Raw genomic sequence first — 20,758 nt, 5'->3', positions numbered from 1 at the left:
ATCTTTGGCGGGTGATATCTTATCACAAAGTGAAATTGATGCCTTGCTGTCTGCTATTTCCACTGGTGAGATGGATGCAGACGAACTGAAAAAAGAAGAAACAAGTAAAAAGGTAAAAGTTTATGACTTTAAAAGAGCTTTAAGGTTCTCAAAAGATCAAATTAGAAGTTTGACAAGAATTCATGATAATTTTGCAAGATTATTAACTACACATTTTTCTGCACAACTGAGAACTTATATTCAAATAGCTGTCGGTTCAGTTGATCAATTGCCCTATGAGGAGTTTATACGTTCAATTCCTAAAATGACCGTTCTTAATGTGTTTGAGGTTCAACCTTTAGAAGGACGAGTTCTTATGGAAGTAAACCCTAATATAGCATACGCAATGATGGATCGGGTTATGGGTGGATTAGGTTCTAGTGTTAATAAAATTGAGAATTTAACTGAAATTGAAACAAAGATTATCTCTAATATTTTTGAAAAAGCTTTAGAAAATTATGCAGAAGCATGGGATTCGTTAATTGAAATTGAACCGATGATGTCGGAGTTTGAAGTTAACCCACAGTTTCTACAAATGGTTTCACCAAATGAAACGGTCGTTGTTATATCACTTAATATTCAGGTAGGCGAAACTAGTGGAATGATTAATTTGTGTATTCCGCATGTTGTTCTTGAACCTATCATACCAAAATTATCTGGTCATTACTGGATGCAATCTGATAGAAAAGAACCAAAACCAAATGAAATTGAAGCTCTTAAAAAGCAAATTCATTTGGCAGATCTTTTGATATCTGCTCAACTTGGCTCTTCTGATTTGTCAATTCAAGATTTTCTTCAGTTGCAAATAGGAGATGTTATCCAATTAGACAGCACCATCGACCAACCATTAGTAGTTAATATTGGTGATAAGCCAAAGTTTACTGGACAACCAGGGAAATTAAACAAAAAAATAGCGGTTCAAATTATTGACCACTTATCGAGAGGTGACGAAGATGGTGAGTGATGGAATGTTATCACAGGATGAAATTGATGCTCTATTAAAAGGATCAAGCGATGATAATGACAGCCCTGCTGATGCAAGTGAGAATAGTAGTGAAAATGATCAACTTAAAACAGAAGATTATTTTGATGCAATGGAAGAGGATGCTATTGGAGAGATAGGTAACATCTCTTTTGGAAGTTCAGCAACAGCTCTTTCAACATTACTACAGCAGAAGGTTGAAATTACGACTCCAAGTGTATCCGTTGTTCGCAAAAGCAAACTAGGAAAGCAATTTGAGCATCCATATGTTGCGATTGAGGTGAATTATACTGAAGGTTTTTCAGGAAGTAATCTCTTAGTTATTAAGCAAAGTGATGCGGCAATCATTGCAGATCTGATGATCGGTGGTGATGGAACAAATCCTGATGAAATGCTAGGTGAAATTCAGGTTAGCGCAGTTCAAGAAGCAATGAATCAAATGATGGGATCTGCTGCGACGTCTATGTCTACTATTTTTAATAAAAAGGTAGATATATCTCCACCTAGAGTTGAGTTACTTGAAGCAAATGTAACAGATAATGCTGAAATACCTGATTCAGATTTGATGATCCAAGTTTCTTTCAGACTTAAAATAGGAACATTAATTGATTCAAATATCATGCAATTATTACCTTTATATTTTGCAAAAGATTTAATTGATCAATTAATTAATCCTAAGCAAGAAGCAGCAACGATAGAAGCTGTTAAAGAAGTTGTTGAAGAATCAACATCTCCACAGGCAGCTTACAGTCAGCAGCAAATTCCGCAACAACAGCAACATCAATATGATCAACAACATATGCATCAACCACAGCATATGGGACAGCCTAGTCAGCCTATGTATACAGCTCCACAGCAATATGCACAAAGAGAGCAACCAACAGTTAATGTAAAGCCTGCTGAATTTGCTTCATTTGAGCCTATACAATATCAGCAGCAGGAAATACAAAACCTTGATATGTTACTAGACATTCCATTAAAGGTGACTGTTGAATTAGGAAGAACTAAACGATCAGTAAAAGAAATTTTAGAATTATCTTCTGGATCTATCATTGAATTAGATAAACTAGCAGGAGAACCTGTAGATATTTTAGTTAATAACAAGATAGTTGCTAAAGGCGAAGTTGTTGTTATTGATGAAAACTTTGGGGTTCGTGTTACAGATATAGCAAGTCAATCAGAGCGGTTAAATAAACTTAGATAAATAATTATTATTAGGAGTGGGAATATTATGGCACACAGAATTATGATCGTTGACGATGCAGCATTTATGAGAATGATGATTAAAGATATTTTAACGAAAAATGGTTATGAAGTAGTAGCTGAAGCTGCAGATGGAGCACAAGCTGTTGAAAAATACAAAGAGCATCAGCCGGATCTAGTAACAATGGATATTACAATGCCTGAGATGGATGGAATTCAAGCATTAAAAGAAATTAAACAAATTAATGGTAGTGCAAAGGTTATTATGTGTTCTGCAATGGGACAACAATCAATGGTTATTGATGCAATTCAAGCTGGTGCTAAAGATTTTATTGTAAAACCATTCCAAGCAGATCGTGTTTTAGAGGCTATTGGAAAAACATTAAGCTAAAGGTGGAGTGAAATTGCTTCATAAAACTTACCTCATATTGTTTTTATTAACTCTTTTCATTGTTTCTCCGCAAACTACAACTTTAGTATTTGCGGAGGAATCATTAGATGAAAGTGTTTTTGATAATATAAAAAACCAAGATACAACTGAAAATAACAATGAAAATAGTACTGTAGATAATAATGAAGAAGTAGAAGATGTTTCTGAAGTTGAAGCTAGTGATATATCTGTGTCTGCATTTGATTTTATTAAAATGTTTGGTGCTTTAGCCTTTGTTCTTGCGTTAATTTATTTTTTACTGAAATTTGTTACGAAAAGAAATAGGCTTTCTTACCAAGGTCAAGGCATTGTTAATATGGGTGGCACAAGTATTGGTCAAAGTAAATCTATCCAAATGATCAAAGTAGGAAAGCGAATTTTGGTTGTTGGTGTAGGTGAGTCCATTACATTATTAAAAGAAATAGATGATGATGAAGAAAGCCGAGATTTGATTGAAGAGTTTGAACGAAAGCAAGATCAAATGATCGAACCTAAGGATATTATTAATAAAGTTACAACAATTATTTCTACTCATAAAAAAAATCAACCTGAACAAAAATCTAGTCAAACATTTTCATTACAATTTAACGAACAATTGAAAAAGTTAAAGGAAGAAAGAGCGAAACAGCTTGAGGATGTTAAAAGAAAGGGATTAGGCAAGCATGAATGAGTTTATGGAGTTTTTTAATAATAGTGATGCGGAAAATGTCAGTACGTCTGTAAAGTTACTATTATTATTAACAGTACTATCAATTGCCCCAAGTATTTTAATACTAATGACGTGCTTTACGAGAATTATTATTGTTCTTTCGTTTGTTCGTACCTCTTTAGCTACACAACAAATGCCACCAAATCAAATCTTAATTGGTATTGCTTTGTTTTTAACCTTTTTCATTATGGCTCCAACATTTTCAGAAGTAAACGAACAAGCATTAACACCGCTTTTTAATGAAGAAATTGGTTTAGAAGAAGCCTATGAACGTGCAGCAATTCCATTTAAAGAATTTATGAGTAAGCATACTAGACAGAAAGATCTAGCATTATTTCTTAATTATGCGGGGATTGAAAAACCAGCAACAGTAGAAGATATTCCACTTACTGCACTTGTTCCAGCATTTGCTATTAGTGAAATTAAAACAGCCTTTCAAATTGGATTTATGATATTTATTCCTTTTTTAGTTATTGATATGGTTGTTGCTAGTGTTTTAATGTCCATGGGGATGATGATGCTACCTCCAGTTATGATTTCATTACCTTTTAAAATTCTTTTATTTGTATTAGTAGATGGATGGTATTTAATCATTAAATCGTTGTTACAAAGTTTTTAGAACGGGTGATAATAAATGAGTTCAGAATTTGTCATTTCTCTGGCAGAAAAGGCTGTATATACGACATTAATTATTTGTGGGCCTCTATTATTATTAGCCTTAATTATCGGTCTTGCTGTTAGTATTTTTCAGGCTACTACTCAAATACAGGAACAAACACTTGCATTTATTCCGAAAATTGTCGCTGTCTTACTAGGATTAATCTTTTTTGGTCCATGGATGCTAACAACACTTGTGTCCTATGCACAAGATATCTTTGGAAATTTAAATAGGTTTATTGGGTAGAGATGATAACTGTATTAGATAACTATCCAGCATTTTTATTAGTATTTATGCGAGTGTCTGCATTTTTTGTAACTTTACCATTGTTTTCATATCGTAATATCCCTAATATTCATAAGATTGGCTTTGCATTTATGTTGTCATGGATTATGTTTTTTTCTCTGGAGCCTCCAATTATTGAATTAGATAGTACATTTATTATGTTGCTTATTAAAGAAGCAATCTTTGGATTATTAATTGGTTTTTCTGCCTACTTTATTTTAGCGGCTATTCAAATAGCTGGTAGCTTCATTGATTTTCAAATGGGGTTTGCAATAGCCAATGTTATCGATCCTCAAACAGGAGGTCAAAGTCCACTTGTAGGACAATTCCTATACACTTTTGCATTTTTATTAATGTTAAGTACTAATGCACACTACCTTTTGTTAGATGGAGTTTTTTACAGCTATCAATTTGTTCCGATTGATCAGCTAGTTCTTCCTTTTGGTCAAGAAAACATCGTTGAATTTATTATCCAATCATTTAATTCAATGTTTATAATAGCTTTTCAAATGTCAATTCCTGTTGTAGGTTCACTTTTTTTAGTAGATATTGCTTTAGGTGTCGTTGCTAGAACTGTACCACAATTAAACATATTTGTTGTTGGATTGCCATTAAAAATAGGTGTCAGCTTTATTATGTTGATTTTAGTTATGGGCTCGTTGTTTTTATTGATGGAAAAACTATTTGAAACAATGGCTTATACAATGCGTGGATTAATGCAATTGTTAGGAGGTAGTTAGTGTATGAAGTTATTATCATTAGATTTACAATTTTTCGCTGGTGAGAAAACTGAACAAGCTACTCCTAAAAAAAAGCAGGATGCTAGAAAAAAAGGGCAAGTTGCTAAGAGTGCTGATGTAAATACAGCAATATCGTTATTAACAATTTTTTTATCGTTCATATTCATTGGCGCTTTTATGAGAGATCGTATTTTAAATATGATGAGAGGTACGTTTCAAGATTTTTTACTTTTAAATTTAACAGATCAAAATGTTCATGATTTTTTTCTTACAATGTCATATCAATCTGCAATTATATTAGCTCCAGTTATGGGAGTTGCTTTAGTGGCTGGTGTGTTGAGTAATTATTTGCAAATCGGTTTTCTTTTTTCTACAGAGGCTGTACAAATGAAACTAAATAAGCTTGATCCGATACAAGGATTTAAAAGAATATATTCGGTTAGGGCTATTGTAGAATTATTAAAATCCTTACTCAAAATTTCATTTGTAGGTTTTGTTACTTTTGCGGTTCTTTGGTTAGACCTGGACAAAATTTTGATGTTATCTCATATTACAGTTCAGCAATCTTTCGTTTATATTGCACAACTTACAGTTAAGATGGGGTTATTTGCCTCAGGAGCTTTATTACTTCTATCATTACTAGATTATTTATACCAAAGATATGATCATGAAAAGAATTTGAGAATGTCTAAACAGGACATTAAAGATGAGTATAAAAAATCTGAAGGTGACCCACTAATCAAATCGAAAATTAAGCAAAGACAGCGTGAAATGGCGATGAGAAGAATGATGCAGGATGTTCCAACTGCTGATGTTGTTATCACAAACCCAACTCACTATGCAATTGCTTTAAAATATGATGATTCAAAAATGGATGCACCATTTGTTGTTGCAATGGGTGTCGATCTAGTTGCTCAAAAAATAAAAGAAATCGCAAAGACAAATGATGTAATGATGGTAGAAAATAGACCACTTGCAAGGGCACTATATGATCAAGTAGAAATTGGACATGCAGTACCTGAAGAGTTTTTCCAAGCTATTGCTGAAATTATTGCCTATGTTTATCAAGCAAAGTCTGTTTAAACTTCTATGATATTGCAAATCAATCTGTTAAAAAGAAAGTCAACGTATAATCAAAAATAGATTCCCCTATCGTTAATATAGAAAGAATGATTGGTTTTAAGGAGAGAATAAACATGTCTGCAAGAGATTTATCGGTATTACTAAGTGTTATTTTAATCGTAGCGATGCTTATTATTCCATTTCCAGGTTGGTTATTAAGCTTCTTAATTATAATTAATATTTCTCTTGCCTTATTAGTTATTCTTACGTCAATGAATATGAATGAGCCGTTGCAATTTTCAATCTTTCCTTCGTTAATCTTATTGCTAACGTTATTTAGACTAGGTTTAAATGTATCAACTACTCGTGCTATTTTAGCTGAGGGAGATGCAGGTAAGGTTATTGAAACGTTTGGAACATTTGTAACAGGTGGTAATGTTTTAGTAGGTTTTGTTGTCTTTGTCATCTTAATCGTTATTCAATTTGTCGTTATCACAAAAGGATCTGAGCGTGTTTCTGAGGTTGCAGCACGTTTTACACTTGATGCTATGCCAGGTAAACAGATGAGTATTGATGCCGATCTTAATGCTGGGATGATTTCAGAGCAGCAAGCACGTGAACGTCGAGATAAAATATCAAATGAAGCAGATTTTTATGGGGCGATGGATGGTGCTAGTAAATTCGTTAAAGGTGATGCAATAGCTGGTATTATCATTGTCCTAATTAACATGCTATTTGGTGTTATTATCGGTATGATGCAATTAGGAATGCCAATAGGAGAAGCTGCAGCACATTTTACGATGCTTACAGTCGGAGATGGTATTGTAAGTCAAATTCCTGCATTATTAATATCTACCGCAACTGGTATCGTTGTAACTAGAGCAGCATCAGAGGGTAACTTAGGATCAGATATTACATCACAATTATTTGCTTATCCTAAAATGCTTTATGTTGCTGCTGGGACAATTTTCTTATTAGGAATATTTACTCCAATCGGTGTTCTTTTAACACTTCCAATCGCTGCGCTATTAGGTATTGGCGGATATATGATTACAAAGTCTAAAAAAGAACAAATACCTGATGAAGAAGTATTAGAGCAGGAAACAGAAATGGATGAGATGAAAAGTCCTGAAAGTGTTGTTAATCTATTGAATATAGATCCGATTGAATTTGAATTTGGTTATGGGTTAATTCCATTAGCTGATACAAATCAAGGGGGAGACCTTCTTGATCGTGTTGTTATGATAAGAAGACAATTAGCAATTGAATTTGGTATTGTTATCCCTGTTGTACGGATAAGAGATAACATTCAGTTACAACCTAATGAATATCGTTTAAAAATTAAAGGTAATGAATTAGCTAAGGGTGAGATTTTATTAGATCATTATTTAGCAATGGCTCCAGGAATAGAGGAGGATTCAATTGAAGGAATTGATACGATAGAGCCTTCTTTTGGATTACCTGCTAAGTGGATTAATGAGGAAATGAAGGACACTGCCGAAATGTACGGATACACAGTAGTAGATCCACCGTCTGTTGTGTCTACTCATATTACGGAAGTGATTAAACAGCATGCACATGAATTGTTAGGTAGACAAGAAACAAAACAATTAATTGATCATTTAAAAGAGTCATATCCAATTCTTGTAGAAGAAGTAACACCATCACCACTTAATATAGGTGATATTCAAAAAGTGCTCGCAAAATTACTACGAGAAAAGGTTTCGATTAGAAATTTACCGATTATTTTTGAAACATTAGCAGACTATGGGAAGATGTCCTCTGATACAGAGCTGTTAGCAGAATATGTTAGACAAGCTCTAGCTAAACAGATCACAACTCAATATGTTGATCAAGATCAAATTTTAAAAGTAGTCACACTATCTGGGAGAGTAGAAAAACTAATTGCTGAGGGTGTACAACAGACTGAACATGGTAATTACTTATCATTAAGTCCAGATGTTTCTCAACAAATCATCGAATCTGTAGCAAAAGAGGTTGAAATGCTTGCATTACAACAGCAAACACCAATTTTGTTGTGTTCTCCTGCTGTTCGTATGTATGTAAGACAATTAACAGATCGCTATTTTCCGCAAGTTCCGGTTTTATCTTATAATGAGTTAGAAGCAAATGTTGAAGTACAGAGCATTGGGGTGGTAAATGTCGAATGAAGGTAAAAAAATATATTGCTCCATCTATGCAAGAGGCTATGAAAAAAATTAGGTCTGAGATGGGTAATGACGCCGTGATTCTAAATTCAAAAATGATTTATACAGGTGGATTTTTAGGACTTTTTGCTAAGAAAAAGATTGAAGTAATTGCTGCGATGGATCCTGATATACCTCGAAAAATGAACGAGGATACACAAAATTCTCAAAAAGTTAAATCGAAGCTTACAGAAACAACAAAACAAGAGAAAATAAATGAACAAACAGACTCAAATGTTACTGAAAATAATTCACTTTTAAATGAAATAATCGAAATGAAAAAGATGATTAAATCAATCTCTTCAAATGAAAAGAATGAATATTATCCAGAGCTACTTCAGGATATGTTAAATAAACTTGTAATCAGAGATGTTAATCCAGATATTCGAGGACAGATTATGTCGGAGCTATTAGAATATTGGTATAAACAAAATGGACAAGTTACTAAAGAGAAACTAAAGCTTAAAGAAAATGAGTTATTTATCGAGCTTTTAAAAGATATAGACTTTGGTGGAGTATCATATAAGAAAAAATATATAAATGTGATAGGTCCAACAGGAGTCGGTAAGACTACAACGTTGGCTAAATTAGCAGCTGAATGTGTGATACAGAAGCAAAAAAAGGTAGCGTTTATCACGACTGACACATATAGAATTGCTGCTATAGATCAGTTAAAAACATATGCAAAAATTCTTAATGTACCATTAGAGGTTTGTTATAGTATTGACGATTTTAAAGCTGCACAAAAGAAGTTTGCTATGTATGATTATGTTTTTATTGATACAGCAGGTAGGAATTTTCTTGACTCGCAGTATGTTAATGACCTTCGGAAGCTAATAGATTTTACTGATGAAATGGAAACTTTTCTTGTTTTAGCAGCTACCGCGAAAGCAACCGATATGCTTGCTGTGTATAAACAATTTTCAGTTATTCCTATTAATAAACTCATCTTTACAAAAATGGATGAAACCTCTACAAGGGGTACTTTGTTTGATGTGATGCTGAAAACGAAAAAAGGAATAGCATATACAACACATGGTCAAAATGTTCCAGATGATATTGAAATGGCAACTAGAGAAAAAATAGTTAATCAAATATTGAGGTAATCATATGGCGAATGATCAAGCAGAACGTTTAAGAGAACGATTAAAAAGTTTAAAGCTTCGAGCTAAATCGATTGCTGTTATGAGTGGAAAAGGAGGAGTTGGGAAATCAAATTTTTCTCTTAATTTCTCCTTAGCATTACAAAAAGAAAATAAAAGAGTTTTATTATTTGATTTAGATATAGGTATGGGGAATATTGACATCCTTATTGGTGAAAGCTCAAATCATTCAATTGTTGACTTTTTTCGAGGAAATCTTTCATTAGTTGATATCATTTCTCATGGTCCAAATGGTCTAGATTATATATCAGGTGGTACAGGTTTAGGTGATATTTTTAAAATGAATGAAGAAAGGTTTCACCTGTTCTTAAATGAGTTAGATTATCTCTTTAAAGCATACGATTTTATAATCTTCGATATGGGGGCCGGCATCTCAGAAGATAGCTTAAGGTTTATATTATCTGTTGATGAAATTATTGTCATAACAACACCAGAACCGACTTCTATGACAGATGCTTATTCAGCTATTAAGAATATTTGTGTAAATCACCAAACAATGCCTTTTTCCATTGTTGTAAATCGTGCGTTTAACAATAAAGTTGGTGATCAAACCTTTCAAAGATTGTTTCAAACAATGAAACAGTTCTTAAACCGTGAAATTACTTTATTAGGAGTTATACCTGATGATTCTTCAATAATGAAAGCTGTTATAGATCAACAACCAGTTCTTTTATATCAGCCGAGCTGCAAAGCAAGCAAAGCACTTTTATCAATTTCTAAGGACTTTTTGACTAGAAGTCATAAAGATGAAGAAATACCAGAATCAACACCTTTTATATCGAAATTAAAGAGTTTCTTCATGAAAGGTAGGCAAATATAATGGTAAAAATACGTGTACTTGTTGTAGATGATTCAGCTTTTATGAGAAAACTAATTACTGATTTTCTAAATGAGGATGAAAATATAGAAGTTGTTGGTGTAGCTAGGAATGGTGAAGATGCTTTAATAAAAATTAAGGAATTAAATCCAGATGTAGTAACACTAGATGTAGAAATGCCCGTTAAAAATGGTCTAGAGGCTTTAAAGGATATTATGAAACAGTTCCCAAGACCTGTCATTATGCTATCTAGTACAACAAAAGAAGGGGCAGAAAATACAATCCTGTCATTACAGTATGGTGCCTTTGATTTTATTGCTAAACCCTCGGGTGCTATTTCATTAGATCTATATAAAGTGAAAGAGGATCTAATTGAAAAAGTTAAATTGGCAAAAAGAGCTAATATACCTAATTCATTACAACAACAAAATTCGAAAAAATATCCCAAAATGCAACAAGAATATAGTAAAATAGACTCAAAGAGTAAAGAAAGACCAAAGTTTATCGACAAAATCTCTAAAAATAAATCATTGGTTTGTATTGGTACATCAACAGGTGGGCCCAGAGCACTACAGCAAGTGTTACCGAAAATACCTGCAGATATTAATGCTCCAATATTTATTGTACAGCATATGCCTCCAGGATTTACGTTATCTTTAGCTAATCGCTTAAATACAGTTTCGTTAATAACAGTTAAAGAAGCTGTAAATGGAGAAGTCGTTAAGAATGGAACTGCTTATATTGCGCCTGGTGGCTCCCACTTAAAGGTTATAAAATCAGGAACTTCTTTAACAATTAAAATCGATCAATCTGATATAAGAAACGGTCATCGACCTTCTGTAGATGTTATGTTCGAATCCATTTCTGAAATCCCTGATTATAATAAAATCGCTGTAATTATGACAGGTATGGGAGCAGATGGTTCTGATGGATTAAAAAAGCTTAAAAATACAGGTCACGTGAAAGCAATATCAGAATCTGAACAAACATCTATTGTTTATGGAATGCCTAAAGCTGCTGTTGGCACAACTTTTGTTGATAAAGTAGAGGATGTTCAAAATATTGCAGCAGCTATTGTGGATTTTCTAGAGAATTAATAAAAAGCTGTTAAGTATTTATACTTTAATGTGCATTAAGCAGTGTTTTAATTTGATTTTACAATTAACAACAGACGAAACTAAGGGGTGTACCTTAATGGAAATGAACCAGTACTTAGAAGTATTTATAGAAGAAAGCAAAGAGCACTTACAAGCTTGTAATGAAAAATTACTAGAGTTGGAGAAGAACCCTAGTGACATCTCTATTGTTAATGATATCTTTCGTTCAGCCCATACTCTAAAAGGTATGAGTGCAACAATGGGTTATGAAGATTTAGCAAGTCTTACACATCAAATGGAAAACGTACTTGATTTAATAAGAAATGAAAAACTATCTGTCAATGCCGATATCTTAGATGTTGTATTTGCTTCAGTAGATGACCTAGAGGAAATGGTATTCTCGATTGCTGAAGGTGGAGATGGTAAGAAGGATGTATCAAAGGTAGTTGAGCTACTTAAAAAAATAGAAAAGGGTGAGGATTTAACTTCTGAATCAGCACCAGAAGCTGTTGTAACAAATGAACTTAACCAATCTAGTAGAGTAATTGAAGACTATGATGATTTCGAATATACAGTTATTAACCAATCTAAAGAACAAGGGTTTCATGCATATGAATTGACGATCACTCTTAGAGAGGATTGCTTGTTAAAAGCTGCTAGGGTTTTCATGGTATTTGAAATACTTGAGAACTCTGGAGAAGTAATTAAATCAATACCATCAGTAGATTTACTAGAAGAGGAGAAGTTTGATTCTAAGTTTACAGTCGCTTTTGTTACAAAGGAATCTAGTGATGATATCAAAAATAAAGTGATGAAGGTTTCAGAAATTGAAGATGTCCAGGTACACATCATTGACACTTCAAGAAATAATCAAACTCAAAATCAGTCACAATCTTCAACTCAGGAAAATGAAGTAATTCTTAATGACACCAACTCAACTAAGGTTCAAGAACAAGAAGTGAAAACAGCCTCAAAGCAGGTTGCAGCAGCTGCCACAAGCTCTAAAACAATTCGTGTTAATATTGAACGTTTAGATATTCTGATGAACCTTTTTGAAGAGCTAGTTATAGATCGTGGTAGATTAGAGTCAATATCAAAAGAACTAAATAATAATGAATTAGATGAAACGGTAGAAAGAATGTCTCGAATTTCAGGAGATCTTCAAAATATCATCTTAAATATGAGAATGGTACCTGTTGAAACAGTATTCAATCGCTTCCCAAGAATGATTAGACAATTAGCAAAAGATTTAAATAAGAAAATTAATCTTGAAATTGTCGGTGCTGAGACAGAATTGGATAGAACAGTAATAGATGAAATTGGTGATCCACTTGTTCATCTGTTAAGAAATGCAATAGATCATGGCGTTGAGATGCCAGATGTTCGAATGAAAAATGGTAAGCCTGAAGAAGGAAATGTTGTTTTAAGAGCATATCATAGCGGAAACCATGTCTTTATTGAGATTGAAGATGATGGTGCAGGGATAAGCAGAGAACGAGTGTTAAATAAAGCAATCGATCGAGGAATTGTTACACCTCAGGTTGCTTCTACATTGACTGATAAACAGGTTTATGAGCTTATATTAGCTTCAGGCTTCTCTACAGCTGATAAAATTTCTGATATATCTGGTCGAGGTGTAGGGTTAGATGTTGTTAAGAGTACAATAGAATCACTTGGTGGGACAGTGGATATTGATGCTCAAGAAGGAAAAGGTTCACTATTTTCAATTCAACTACCATTAACTTTATCTATTATTTCAGTCATGTTAGTAGAACTACAAAATGAAAAATATGCTATACCTTTATCTTCTATTATTGAAACTGCCGTTATTAAAAAAGAAGAAATTCTTCATGCTCATAATCAAAAGGTAATTGATTTTAGAGGGAAAATAGTACCGTTAGTCTTTTTATCAGAGGTATTTGAAATGGCAGATACTGTGAAGAATGAAGACTTTGTTTCATTAATAATTGTCCGTAAAGGAGAAAAAATGGCCGCTTTAGTTGTTGACTCTTTCATTGGTCAACAGGAAATTGTACTAAAGTCACTTGGAAACTATTTAAATTCCGTTTTCGCTATCTCTGGAGCAACAATTCTAGGTGATGGACAAGTCGCATTAATTGTAGACTGTAATTCATTAATTAAATAAGCAACTTTTTAAGAAGGAAAGAACTTAATAGATAAATTGATTTGAGGTTCCTATTATAAGATTATTTAACAATGAAAATTAGATAATAGGAACAACGGTCAATTGAATAATAGTATAGAAATAATTAACTATTTGTTTTAACAAATAGAAGTGCTTATTAGAAAGGGGTTTATAAGATGAGTGAATTTCAATCAAATGATGTAAAAGTTATTGTTTTTCAATTAAAGGATGAGGAATATGGTATTCCTGTTGAACAAGTTCGATCAATTGAAAAAGTCCAACATATAACGAGAGTTCCAAAAACATCTTCTTATATTAAAGGAGTTATTAATTTACGAGGTGTTGTTACACCAATAATTGACTTACGTAGACGTTTTGATCTTGAAGAAGTTGAGAACTCTGATAGTACTAGAATGATCATTGTTTCAAGGGAAGATATTGAAGTTGGATTTATAGTGGATGCTGCAAATGATGTTATTGATATTAATCAAGATTTAATAGAGCCAGCACCTGAAGTAGTAGGGTCTGTGCAGGCGGAGTATATCCAGGGTGTAGCAAAATTAGATAAAAGATTAATTGTAATGATTGACTTAGCACAGGTGTTAAAAGCGGAAAATGTGTCTTCTAAGCTAAGTGTATAGGAGTTAATGTATGGATTTTATCGGAGGTATATCGCCTGAACATTTAGATATTTTAAAAGAGGTTGGTAATATTGGAGCAGGTCACTCTGCTACATCTCTTTCGAAACTATTAAATAAAAAAATTGATATGAATGTACCTGATGTAAAAGTGGTTTCCTTTAATGAATTAATGGAACGTTTGGGTGGACCTGATGTTGTTATTGCCAGTGTGTTTTTAAGAATGGAAGGAGATATACCTGGTTCTCTCTTTTTTGTTCTAAGCATTGAACAAGCAGAAAGTTTTATTCAACAGTTGATTATGGATCCAAGCTTCTCATTTTCGTCACAATCAAGTGAAAATGAACTAGGATTATCAGCATTTCAAGAACTAGGAAATATTCTAACGGGATCATATCTTTCTTCATTGTCTGATCTAACGAATCTCACTATATATCCTTCTGTACCTGCATTTACTGTTGACATGTTTGGGGCTGTTATTAGTCACGGATTAATTGAATTATCTCATGTCAGTGATTATGCAATAATAATTGACACGGTTATAAAAGAAGAAGATCAGCTTGAAAGTGATCTAGTAAAAGGTCATTTCTTCCTTCTACCAGATCCCGATTCATTTGATAAATTATTCAAAGCACTGGGTGTAACAAATGAAGCTTGAATCATTAGAGATAATTAAAGTAGGTATCGCAGATTTAAATGTAGTGAAAATGCCAAATCATATCCGCACATCAGGATTAGGTTCTTGTGTAGGTCTTATTTTATTTGACAAAATTAATAAAATTGGCGGTTTAGCTCATATTATGCTACCTGATTCTTCACTTGCTAATAAGAACGATTTTAATCATGCTAAGTATGCAGATACTGCTATTCCATTGTTAATTAGTCAGTTAGCTGATGCTGGAGCAAAAGTAAGGTCTCTTCAAGCTAAAATGGCTGGAGGAGCTCAGATGTTCCAATTCCAATCTGCTAGTGACATGATGAGGATAGGGCCAAGAAATGTCGAAGCTATAAAAAAAATTCTACACTCTAACCATATTCATCTTCTGAGCGAAGACGTTGGAGGAAATAGTGGTCGTACTATTGAATTTAATCCGGCAACATGTGAATTAATGATTCGAACAGTCAATCAAGGTACAAAAGTGATTTAATAGGTTGGCTATGTTTATCACATTTAATAGCAGTTTATAACATAGCCAATAAATTTAAAAAATCATGATGAGGGGGATTGAAATGTCACAAATAACTTTAACTGAAGAACAAGCAATATGGCAAAAATGGATAGATGTTCGTGACTCTTATGCAGGTGATGTTCTAATAAAAAAGTATATGCCCCTTGTTTCTTATCATGTTCAACGGATTTCTGTAGGTCTTCCCAAAAGTGTTAACAAGGACGATTTAATGAGCCTGGGTTTATTTGGGCTATACGATGCTTTAGAGAAATTTGATCCAAATCGTGACCTTAAATTTGATACCTATGCTTCTTTTAGAGTAAGAGGAGCGATTATTGATGGTCTTCGTAAAGAGGATTGGCTACCTAGAAGCTCTCGTGAAAGAGCAAAAAAGGTTGAAGCAACCATTGTTAAGCTTGAACAAAGGCATATGAGAAATGTAACTCCACAAGAAATTGCAACTGAACTAGGTTTATCCGAAGGTGAAGTTGTTAATGTTATAAATGAAGGTTTTTTTGCTAATGTTTTGTCAATAGATGATCAAATGTTTGATCAGGATGACGGTGAAACATTAGGATTTACTATTAAGGATGATAACCAAGAAACGCCAGATGAAAAATTAATTAAAGAAGAATTAATTGAAAAATTGTCAGAAGTGATTACTCAGTTAAGTGAAAAAGAACAATTAGTTATTAGCTTTTTCTATAAAGAAGAATTAACACTAACTGAAATTGGTCAAGTGATGAATTTATCAACCTCTAGAATTTCACAAATCCATTCGAAGGCGCTATTTAAGTTAAGAAAAATACTTGAAAATGTTGTTCATTAGTATAAAACTACATGCAAAAAACAAACGAATAGTTTACTAGGATCATTTAATCTTATGTAGGTACCATTGTTTGCTAAACACCAGGACAATATAAATAACACCAAGATATAAAGAATGAGTATGGACATACAGAGACAAAAGGGTGTGATTCATTCTGAGTTTCAAAAGTATTGAAATGCAAATTGCTCTGCCTCGTACACATGATGCTGGAAAGATACAGGAGCAATTAAACCAAAGAGGTCAAATAAGCCAAGACCAGCTTGCAAATTCTCTTCAAAAACAAGTAGAATTGCAGAGAACCCAAGTTCAAGAGAATGATGAAAGTGCAAAATTGCTCTTAAAGAAGGAGCAATCTAATCATCAAAGTAAAGATGAAAGAAGAAATAAAGAGGAACAAATAGAAGAAGAGAATCCCGATCATCCTTACAAAGGTAAAAACATAGATTTTTTTGGATAAGAGAGGATGTTTATTACGACTATATTAATTTTGATAAGTTTACTACTTCATGTAGTAGCTTTTTATTTTATTGTGGTTCTCTATATGAAATATTCTACAATGAAAAGTTTAACAGATAGCCAAAGGGAAATTCTAGAAGATACAGAAACTTCGATGACTAGCTTTTTAATTGAGATGAAAGATGAAAATGATCGATTAATAGATCAATTATCGAACAATTCTGCATTGTCTTCTCAGGAAATAGTTCAAAAGGATAGCGAGAATGCCAAAGTAAATAACATAGCAGTTAAAGCCAATAGTTATGACCTCGATAAGGTGAAACAAAGTAAACCAGAAGAGAATGAGGATGAGGCTCTACCGAAGCATCTAAGTCAAATAGAAGAAGTAAAAGATACGATTGAAATAAGTGAATCATCACTAACTGAAACAGATACATTACCATTTGAAATCGAGGCTATAAATCTTTATGAAAATGGCTATAGTATAGAACAGATTGCCAGAAAATTTAATAAAGGAAAAACTGAGATTGAGCTTATCTTAAAATTTCGTCAATAATTTGAAGAAGACAACCTCTTATCGACAATTAATTACAAAAGAAGTTTCACTTAAACCTTGATTGTCATATTTCGATATGGTATATTAATTTTTGGTGTTAATACACACGCTTATAGATTTAAGCATTGGTGCTGTTTTTTTCATAAGTAAAATTAACAGTTTTGTTTAAAGATGATATAAGCGGAGGAGATCAAAACCATTAGGAGGAACAAATCATGTCAGTAATATCAATGAAGCAATTGCTTGAAGCTGGTGTTCACTTCGGTCATCAAACACGTCGTTGGAACCCAAAAATGAAACGTTACATCTTCACAGAGCGTAACGGAATTTATATCATCGACCTTCAAAAAACTGTTAAAAAGGTTGAGGAAGCTTACAAATTCGTTAAAGAACTTGGAGCTGAAGGCGGTACAATCCTATTCGTAGGTACAAAAAAACAAGCACAAGATTCTGTTAAAGAAGAAGCAGAACGTTCTGGAATGTACTTTGTAAACCAACGTTGGTTAGGTGGTACATTAACAAACTTTGAAACAATCCAAAAACGTATTAAGCGTCTTAAAGATATTCAAAGAATGCAGGAAGATGGAACTTTTGAAGTTCTACCTAAAAAAGAAGTTGTACAACTTAAAAAAGAGCTTGAGCGTCTTGAAAAATTCCTAGGCGGAATTAAAGACATGAAGCAATTACCAGATGCATTATTTATTATCGATCCTCGTAAAGAGCGTATCGCAGTAGCAGAAGCTCGTAAATTAAACATTCCGATCGTAGGTATCGTTGATACAAACTGTGATCCAGATGAAATTGATTACGTAATCCCTGCAAACGATGATGCAATCCGTGCTGTTAAGCTTCTAACTGCAAAAATTGCAGATGCAATTTTAGAATCTAAACAAGGTGAAGAAACTACACCTGCTTAATGTGCAAAAGGTGATAAGGGGGAATAGCCTTTTATCACCTTTTTTTAAAGTAAGCTACATATGATTTTTATAGGGTAACATTTTTTGAGTAACTATTGTTTTGGATATAATATATGAAAAGCAATAGCGAGATTTCTACTACATTAACCTTTCAAATAGGAAGATGATGTATATTGGTTATCCCTTGCTAATGTACAAGTGTTAAATAAATTTAATTGAACTTTAAGGAGGAATACCGTTATGGCAGTAACTGCACAAATGGTAAAAGAATTACGTGAGAAAACAGGCGCAGGAATGATGGATTGTAAAAAAGCGTTAACTGAAACAAATGGAGATTTAGATCAAGCAATTGATTACCTTCGTGAAAAAGGAATTGCAAAAGCAGCTAAAAAAGCTGATCGTATTGCTGCTGAAGGTTCTACTCTAGTTAAAGTTAGTGGTAATGAGGCAGTAATTTTAGAGGTTAACTCTGAAACAGACTTTGTTGCAAAAAATGAAGGTTTCAAAGAATTAATTAATGGATTAGCAGATTTCTTATTAGCTAAGAAGCCTGCTGACGCTGAAGCAGCTTTAACTGAAACAATGGATAATGGAACAACAGTTGCTGATTACATTAATTCTGCAATTGCAAAAATTGGTGAGAAAATTACTCTTCGTCGTTTCACTATCGTTTCTAAAACAGACAATGATTCTTTCGGTGCATACTTACACATGGGCGGACGCATTGGTGTGTTAACTTTATTAGAAGGAACTACTGATGAAGCTGCTGCTAAAGATGTTGCTATGCATATAGCTGCAGTTAACCCAAAATATGTTTCTCGTGACCAAGTTTCTGCTGAAGAAGCTGAGCATGAGCGTAAAATCTTAACTGAACAAGCTCTTAACGAAGGAAAACCTGAAAATATCGTAGCTAAAATGGTTGAAGGTCGTTTAGGAAAGTATTTTGAAGATATTTGTTTATTAGACCAAAGCTTTGTTAAAAATCCTGATCAAAAAGTAAAGCAATTTGTTGAATCAAAAGGTGGTACTGTAAATACATTCATCCGTTACGAAGTAGGAGAAGGTATTGAAAAGCGTCAAGACAATTTTGCTGAAGAAGTAATGAGCCAAGTTAAAAAATAACTTTCATTTTTCGGAAAAATATACAACATATTTAAACTTGATGCTAAAAATGTAAAAAGGGAACACAGCTGTGTGTTCCCTTCTTTTGAAGATAAACAGAGTAATTTTACTAAGAAAAATATAAGCTGCCCATTAATAGAAGGTCAAATACCTTCTATTAATGAACCGCTTATCCGATCTAAGGCTATAGCGAGCCGTTAACGCTTTAATTAGAAGCGGAACTAGAGTTGGAGGTAAATATGAGTAAACCAAAATATCAACGTATTGTACTTAAATTAAGTGGTGAAGCACTAGCAGGTGATAATGGATTTGGTATTAATCCATCTGTCATTCAATCAATAGCAAAACAAGTAAAAGAAATCGCTGAGTTAGATGTTGAGGTTGCTGTAGTTGTAGGCGGGGGAAACATATGGCGAGGTAAAATTGGTAGTGAGATGGGCATGGATCGTGCAACCGCTGATTACATGGGAATGCTCGCTACAGTAATGAATTCTCTTGCTTTACAAGATAGTCTTGAAACACTTGGTATTCAAACTAGAGTACAAACCTCTATCGAGATGAGACAAGTGGCTGAGCCTTACATAAGAAGGAAAGCGATTCGTCATTTAGAGAAGAAACGTGTCGTTATTTTTGCAGCAGGAACAGGAAATCCATACTTTTCAACTGATACAACTGCAGCTTTACGTGCTGCTGAGATTGAAGCTGATGTCATTTTAATGGCTAAAAACAATGTTGATGGTGTCTATAATGCTGATCCTAGATTAGATAAAGATGCAGTAAAATATGAAACATTATCTTATTTAGATGTTTTAAAAGAAGGTTTAGCAGTAATGGATTCAACTGCTTCATCTTTATGTATGGATAATGATATTCCATTAATTGTCTTTTCGATTATGGAAGAAGGTAATATTAAACGTGTGGTTGTCGGTGAAAATATCGGAACAATCGTAAGGGGGAAATAAACGTGGCTAAAGAAGTATTGGCAAACACTAAGGATAAAATGGAAAAGGCAGTTAGTTCTTTAAGTCGTGAGTTAGCATCAATTAGAGCTGGGCGAGCTAGTGCTAATTTACTAGATAAATTATCTGTTGATTATTATGGTGCTCCTACTCCAGTTAATCAGCTTGCTTCTATAAGTGTTCCTGAAGCACGTCTATTAGTAATTCAGCCCTATGATAAATCAGTTTTAGGAGATATTGAAAAAGCTATCCAAAAATCTGATTTAGGTATAACTCCTTCTAATGACGGATCTATTATTCGTTTATCAATCCCTGCTCTTACAGAAGAAAGACGTAAAGAGCTTGTGAAATTAGTAAAGAAATATGCTGAAGAAGCAAAAGTTGCTGTCCGTAATGTTAGAAGAGATGGTAATGATGATTTGAAAAAACTTGAAAAAAATGGTGAAATTACTGAGGATGAGCTAAGAGGCAACACAGAAAACATCCAAAAGTTAACAGATGAATTCATTGTTAAAGTAGACAGTGTTGCAAAAGATAAAGAAAAAGAAATCATGGAAGTTTAACAAAAAAATAT

The 20,758-nt window shown here is 33.3% G+C and carries 23 protein-coding genes; all 23 read left to right on the top strand.

Features of this window, described 5'->3' with window-relative positions; all coding sequences use genetic code 11:
• Positions 1–4 precede the first annotated feature (4 nt).
• Positions 5–1,003, top strand: coding sequence for a flagellar motor switch protein FliM (gene fliM, locus JOC75_RS06190; protein ID WP_204953175.1), 999 nt, complete (start codon positions 5–7; stop codon positions 1,001–1,003).
• Positions 993–2,225: a flagellar motor switch phosphatase FliY gene (fliY, locus tag JOC75_RS06185; RefSeq protein ID WP_204953174.1), complete on the top strand. Its 1,233-nt coding sequence runs from the start codon at positions 993–995 to the stop codon at positions 2,223–2,225. The genes fliM and fliY overlap by 11 nt, the downstream gene beginning before the upstream one ends.
• Positions 2,226–2,252: 27 nt before the next feature.
• Positions 2,253–2,615: a response regulator gene (locus JOC75_RS06180; RefSeq protein WP_204953173.1), complete on the top strand. Its 363-nt coding sequence runs from the start codon at positions 2,253–2,255 to the stop codon at positions 2,613–2,615.
• 13 nt (positions 2,616–2,628) lie between these two features.
• Entirely contained in the window at positions 2,629–3,324 is a 696-nt protein-coding gene (locus tag JOC75_RS06175; RefSeq protein WP_204953172.1) for a flagellar biosynthetic protein FliO, read from the top strand.
• The gene (gene fliP, locus JOC75_RS06170) at positions 3,317–3,982 is read left to right on the top strand and encodes a flagellar type III secretion system pore protein FliP (protein ID WP_146946692.1); all 666 of its coding nucleotides are present in this window, start codon (positions 3,317–3,319) and stop codon (positions 3,980–3,982) included. Before JOC75_RS06175 ends, fliP begins: the two co-directional genes overlap by 8 nt.
• Positions 3,983–3,997: 15 nt before the next feature.
• Positions 3,998–4,267 (top strand): flagellar biosynthesis protein FliQ, encoded by a 270-nt coding sequence (fliQ, locus tag JOC75_RS06165; RefSeq protein WP_146946691.1) that lies wholly within the window; start codon positions 3,998–4,000, stop codon positions 4,265–4,267.
• A gap of 2 nt (positions 4,268–4,269) precedes the next feature.
• Positions 4,270–5,046 carry a flagellar biosynthetic protein FliR gene (gene fliR / locus JOC75_RS06160; protein WP_204953171.1) on the top strand — a complete coding sequence of 259 codons (777 nt, stop codon included), beginning with the start codon at positions 4,270–4,272 and terminating at the stop codon, positions 5,044–5,046.
• 3 nt (positions 5,047–5,049) lie between these two features.
• On the top strand, positions 5,050–6,129 hold the full coding sequence (flhB, locus tag JOC75_RS06155; RefSeq protein ID WP_204953170.1) for a flagellar biosynthesis protein FlhB: 1,080 nt from the start codon (positions 5,050–5,052) through the stop codon (positions 6,127–6,129).
• 113 nt (positions 6,130–6,242) lie between these two features.
• Positions 6,243–8,279, top strand: coding sequence for a flagellar biosynthesis protein FlhA (flhA, locus tag JOC75_RS06150; RefSeq protein ID WP_204953169.1), 2,037 nt, complete (start codon positions 6,243–6,245; stop codon positions 8,277–8,279).
• Entirely contained in the window at positions 8,276–9,421 is a 1,146-nt protein-coding gene (gene flhF / locus JOC75_RS06145; protein ID WP_204953168.1) for a flagellar biosynthesis GTPase FlhF, read from the top strand. The genes flhA and flhF overlap by 4 nt, the downstream gene beginning before the upstream one ends.
• A gap of 4 nt (positions 9,422–9,425) precedes the next feature.
• The gene (locus JOC75_RS06140; RefSeq protein ID WP_204953167.1) at positions 9,426–10,298 is read left to right on the top strand and encodes a MinD/ParA family protein; all 873 of its coding nucleotides are present in this window, start codon (positions 9,426–9,428) and stop codon (positions 10,296–10,298) included.
• Complete coding sequence (locus JOC75_RS06135) at positions 10,298–11,392, top strand: protein-glutamate methylesterase/protein-glutamine glutaminase (protein WP_204953166.1); 1,095 nt, start codon at positions 10,298–10,300, stop codon at positions 11,390–11,392. Before JOC75_RS06140 ends, JOC75_RS06135 begins: the two co-directional genes overlap by 1 nt.
• A 97-nt stretch (positions 11,393–11,489) precedes the next feature.
• On the top strand, positions 11,490–13,538 hold the full coding sequence (locus JOC75_RS06130; RefSeq protein ID WP_204953165.1) for a chemotaxis protein CheA: 2,049 nt from the start codon (positions 11,490–11,492) through the stop codon (positions 13,536–13,538).
• Positions 13,539–13,714: 176 nt separating this feature from the next.
• Positions 13,715–14,179, top strand: coding sequence for a chemotaxis protein CheW (locus tag JOC75_RS06125; protein ID WP_204953164.1), 465 nt, complete (start codon positions 13,715–13,717; stop codon positions 14,177–14,179).
• 10 nt (positions 14,180–14,189) lie between these two features.
• Positions 14,190–14,834 carry a chemotaxis protein CheC gene (locus JOC75_RS06120; RefSeq protein ID WP_204953163.1) on the top strand — a complete coding sequence of 215 codons (645 nt, stop codon included), beginning with the start codon at positions 14,190–14,192 and terminating at the stop codon, positions 14,832–14,834.
• Positions 14,824–15,324 carry a chemotaxis protein CheD gene (locus tag JOC75_RS06115; protein ID WP_204953162.1) on the top strand — a complete coding sequence of 167 codons (501 nt, stop codon included), beginning with the start codon at positions 14,824–14,826 and terminating at the stop codon, positions 15,322–15,324. Before JOC75_RS06120 ends, JOC75_RS06115 begins: the two co-directional genes overlap by 11 nt.
• Before the next feature lie 82 nt (positions 15,325–15,406).
• The gene (locus JOC75_RS06110) at positions 15,407–16,174 is read left to right on the top strand and encodes a FliA/WhiG family RNA polymerase sigma factor (protein WP_204953161.1); all 768 of its coding nucleotides are present in this window, start codon (positions 15,407–15,409) and stop codon (positions 16,172–16,174) included.
• Positions 16,175–16,349: 175 nt separating this feature from the next.
• Entirely contained in the window at positions 16,350–16,631 is a 282-nt protein-coding gene (locus tag JOC75_RS06105) for a hypothetical protein (RefSeq protein ID WP_204953160.1), read from the top strand.
• Positions 16,632–16,715: 84 nt separating this feature from the next.
• On the top strand, positions 16,716–17,186 hold the full coding sequence (locus JOC75_RS06100) for a hypothetical protein (protein WP_204953159.1): 471 nt from the start codon (positions 16,716–16,718) through the stop codon (positions 17,184–17,186).
• 215 nt (positions 17,187–17,401) lie between these two features.
• Positions 17,402–18,103 (top strand): 30S ribosomal protein S2, encoded by a 702-nt coding sequence (rpsB, locus tag JOC75_RS06095; RefSeq protein WP_146946677.1) that lies wholly within the window; start codon positions 17,402–17,404, stop codon positions 18,101–18,103.
• Between the two features lie 240 nt (positions 18,104–18,343).
• On the top strand, positions 18,344–19,225 hold the full coding sequence (gene tsf / locus JOC75_RS06090; RefSeq protein ID WP_204953158.1) for a translation elongation factor Ts: 882 nt from the start codon (positions 18,344–18,346) through the stop codon (positions 19,223–19,225).
• Positions 19,226–19,464: 239 nt separating this feature from the next.
• The gene (pyrH, locus tag JOC75_RS06085) at positions 19,465–20,187 is read left to right on the top strand and encodes a UMP kinase (protein ID WP_146946675.1); all 723 of its coding nucleotides are present in this window, start codon (positions 19,465–19,467) and stop codon (positions 20,185–20,187) included.
• Positions 20,188–20,189: 2 nt separating this feature from the next.
• On the top strand, positions 20,190–20,747 hold the full coding sequence (gene frr, locus JOC75_RS06080) for a ribosome recycling factor (RefSeq protein WP_146946674.1): 558 nt from the start codon (positions 20,190–20,192) through the stop codon (positions 20,745–20,747).
• Positions 20,748–20,758 lie beyond the last annotated feature (11 nt).

This window comes from Metabacillus crassostreae, assembly GCF_016908395.1.
In the GTDB taxonomy this organism is placed as follows: Bacteria; Bacillota; Bacilli; order Bacillales; family Bacillaceae; genus Metabacillus; species Metabacillus crassostreae.
This window is presented reverse-complemented; position numbering and strand designations above follow the sequence as displayed.

Coding starts and splice junctions, on each gene's coding strand:
- fliY (WP_204953174.1), top strand. CDS start 993: ATGGTGAGTGATGGAATGTTATCACAGGATGAAATTGATGCTCTATTA.
- JOC75_RS06180 (WP_204953173.1), top strand. CDS start 2,253: ATGGCACACAGAATTATGATCGTTGACGATGCAGCATTTATGAGAATG.
- fliP (WP_146946692.1), top strand. CDS start 3,317: ATGAATGAGTTTATGGAGTTTTTTAATAATAGTGATGCGGAAAATGTC.
- fliQ (WP_146946691.1), top strand. CDS start 3,998: ATGAGTTCAGAATTTGTCATTTCTCTGGCAGAAAAGGCTGTATATACG.
- fliR (WP_204953171.1), top strand. CDS start 4,270: ATGATAACTGTATTAGATAACTATCCAGCATTTTTATTAGTATTTATG.
- flhB (WP_204953170.1), top strand. CDS start 5,050: ATGAAGTTATTATCATTAGATTTACAATTTTTCGCTGGTGAGAAAACT.
- flhA (WP_204953169.1), top strand. CDS start 6,243: ATGTCTGCAAGAGATTTATCGGTATTACTAAGTGTTATTTTAATCGTA.
- flhF (WP_204953168.1), top strand. CDS start 8,276: ATGAAGGTAAAAAAATATATTGCTCCATCTATGCAAGAGGCTATGAAA.
- JOC75_RS06140 (WP_204953167.1), top strand. CDS start 9,426: ATGGCGAATGATCAAGCAGAACGTTTAAGAGAACGATTAAAAAGTTTA.
- JOC75_RS06135 (WP_204953166.1), top strand. CDS start 10,298: ATGGTAAAAATACGTGTACTTGTTGTAGATGATTCAGCTTTTATGAGA.
- JOC75_RS06130 (WP_204953165.1), top strand. CDS start 11,490: ATGGAAATGAACCAGTACTTAGAAGTATTTATAGAAGAAAGCAAAGAG.
- JOC75_RS06125 (WP_204953164.1), top strand. CDS start 13,715: ATGAGTGAATTTCAATCAAATGATGTAAAAGTTATTGTTTTTCAATTA.
- JOC75_RS06120 (WP_204953163.1), top strand. CDS start 14,190: ATGGATTTTATCGGAGGTATATCGCCTGAACATTTAGATATTTTAAAA.
- JOC75_RS06115 (WP_204953162.1), top strand. CDS start 14,824: ATGAAGCTTGAATCATTAGAGATAATTAAAGTAGGTATCGCAGATTTA.
- JOC75_RS06110 (WP_204953161.1), top strand. CDS start 15,407: ATGTCACAAATAACTTTAACTGAAGAACAAGCAATATGGCAAAAATGG.
- JOC75_RS06105 (WP_204953160.1), top strand. CDS start 16,350: ATGCAAATTGCTCTGCCTCGTACACATGATGCTGGAAAGATACAGGAG.
- JOC75_RS06100 (WP_204953159.1), top strand. CDS start 16,716: ATGAAATATTCTACAATGAAAAGTTTAACAGATAGCCAAAGGGAAATT.
- rpsB (WP_146946677.1), top strand. CDS start 17,402: ATGTCAGTAATATCAATGAAGCAATTGCTTGAAGCTGGTGTTCACTTC.
- tsf (WP_204953158.1), top strand. CDS start 18,344: ATGGCAGTAACTGCACAAATGGTAAAAGAATTACGTGAGAAAACAGGC.
- pyrH (WP_146946675.1), top strand. CDS start 19,465: ATGAGTAAACCAAAATATCAACGTATTGTACTTAAATTAAGTGGTGAA.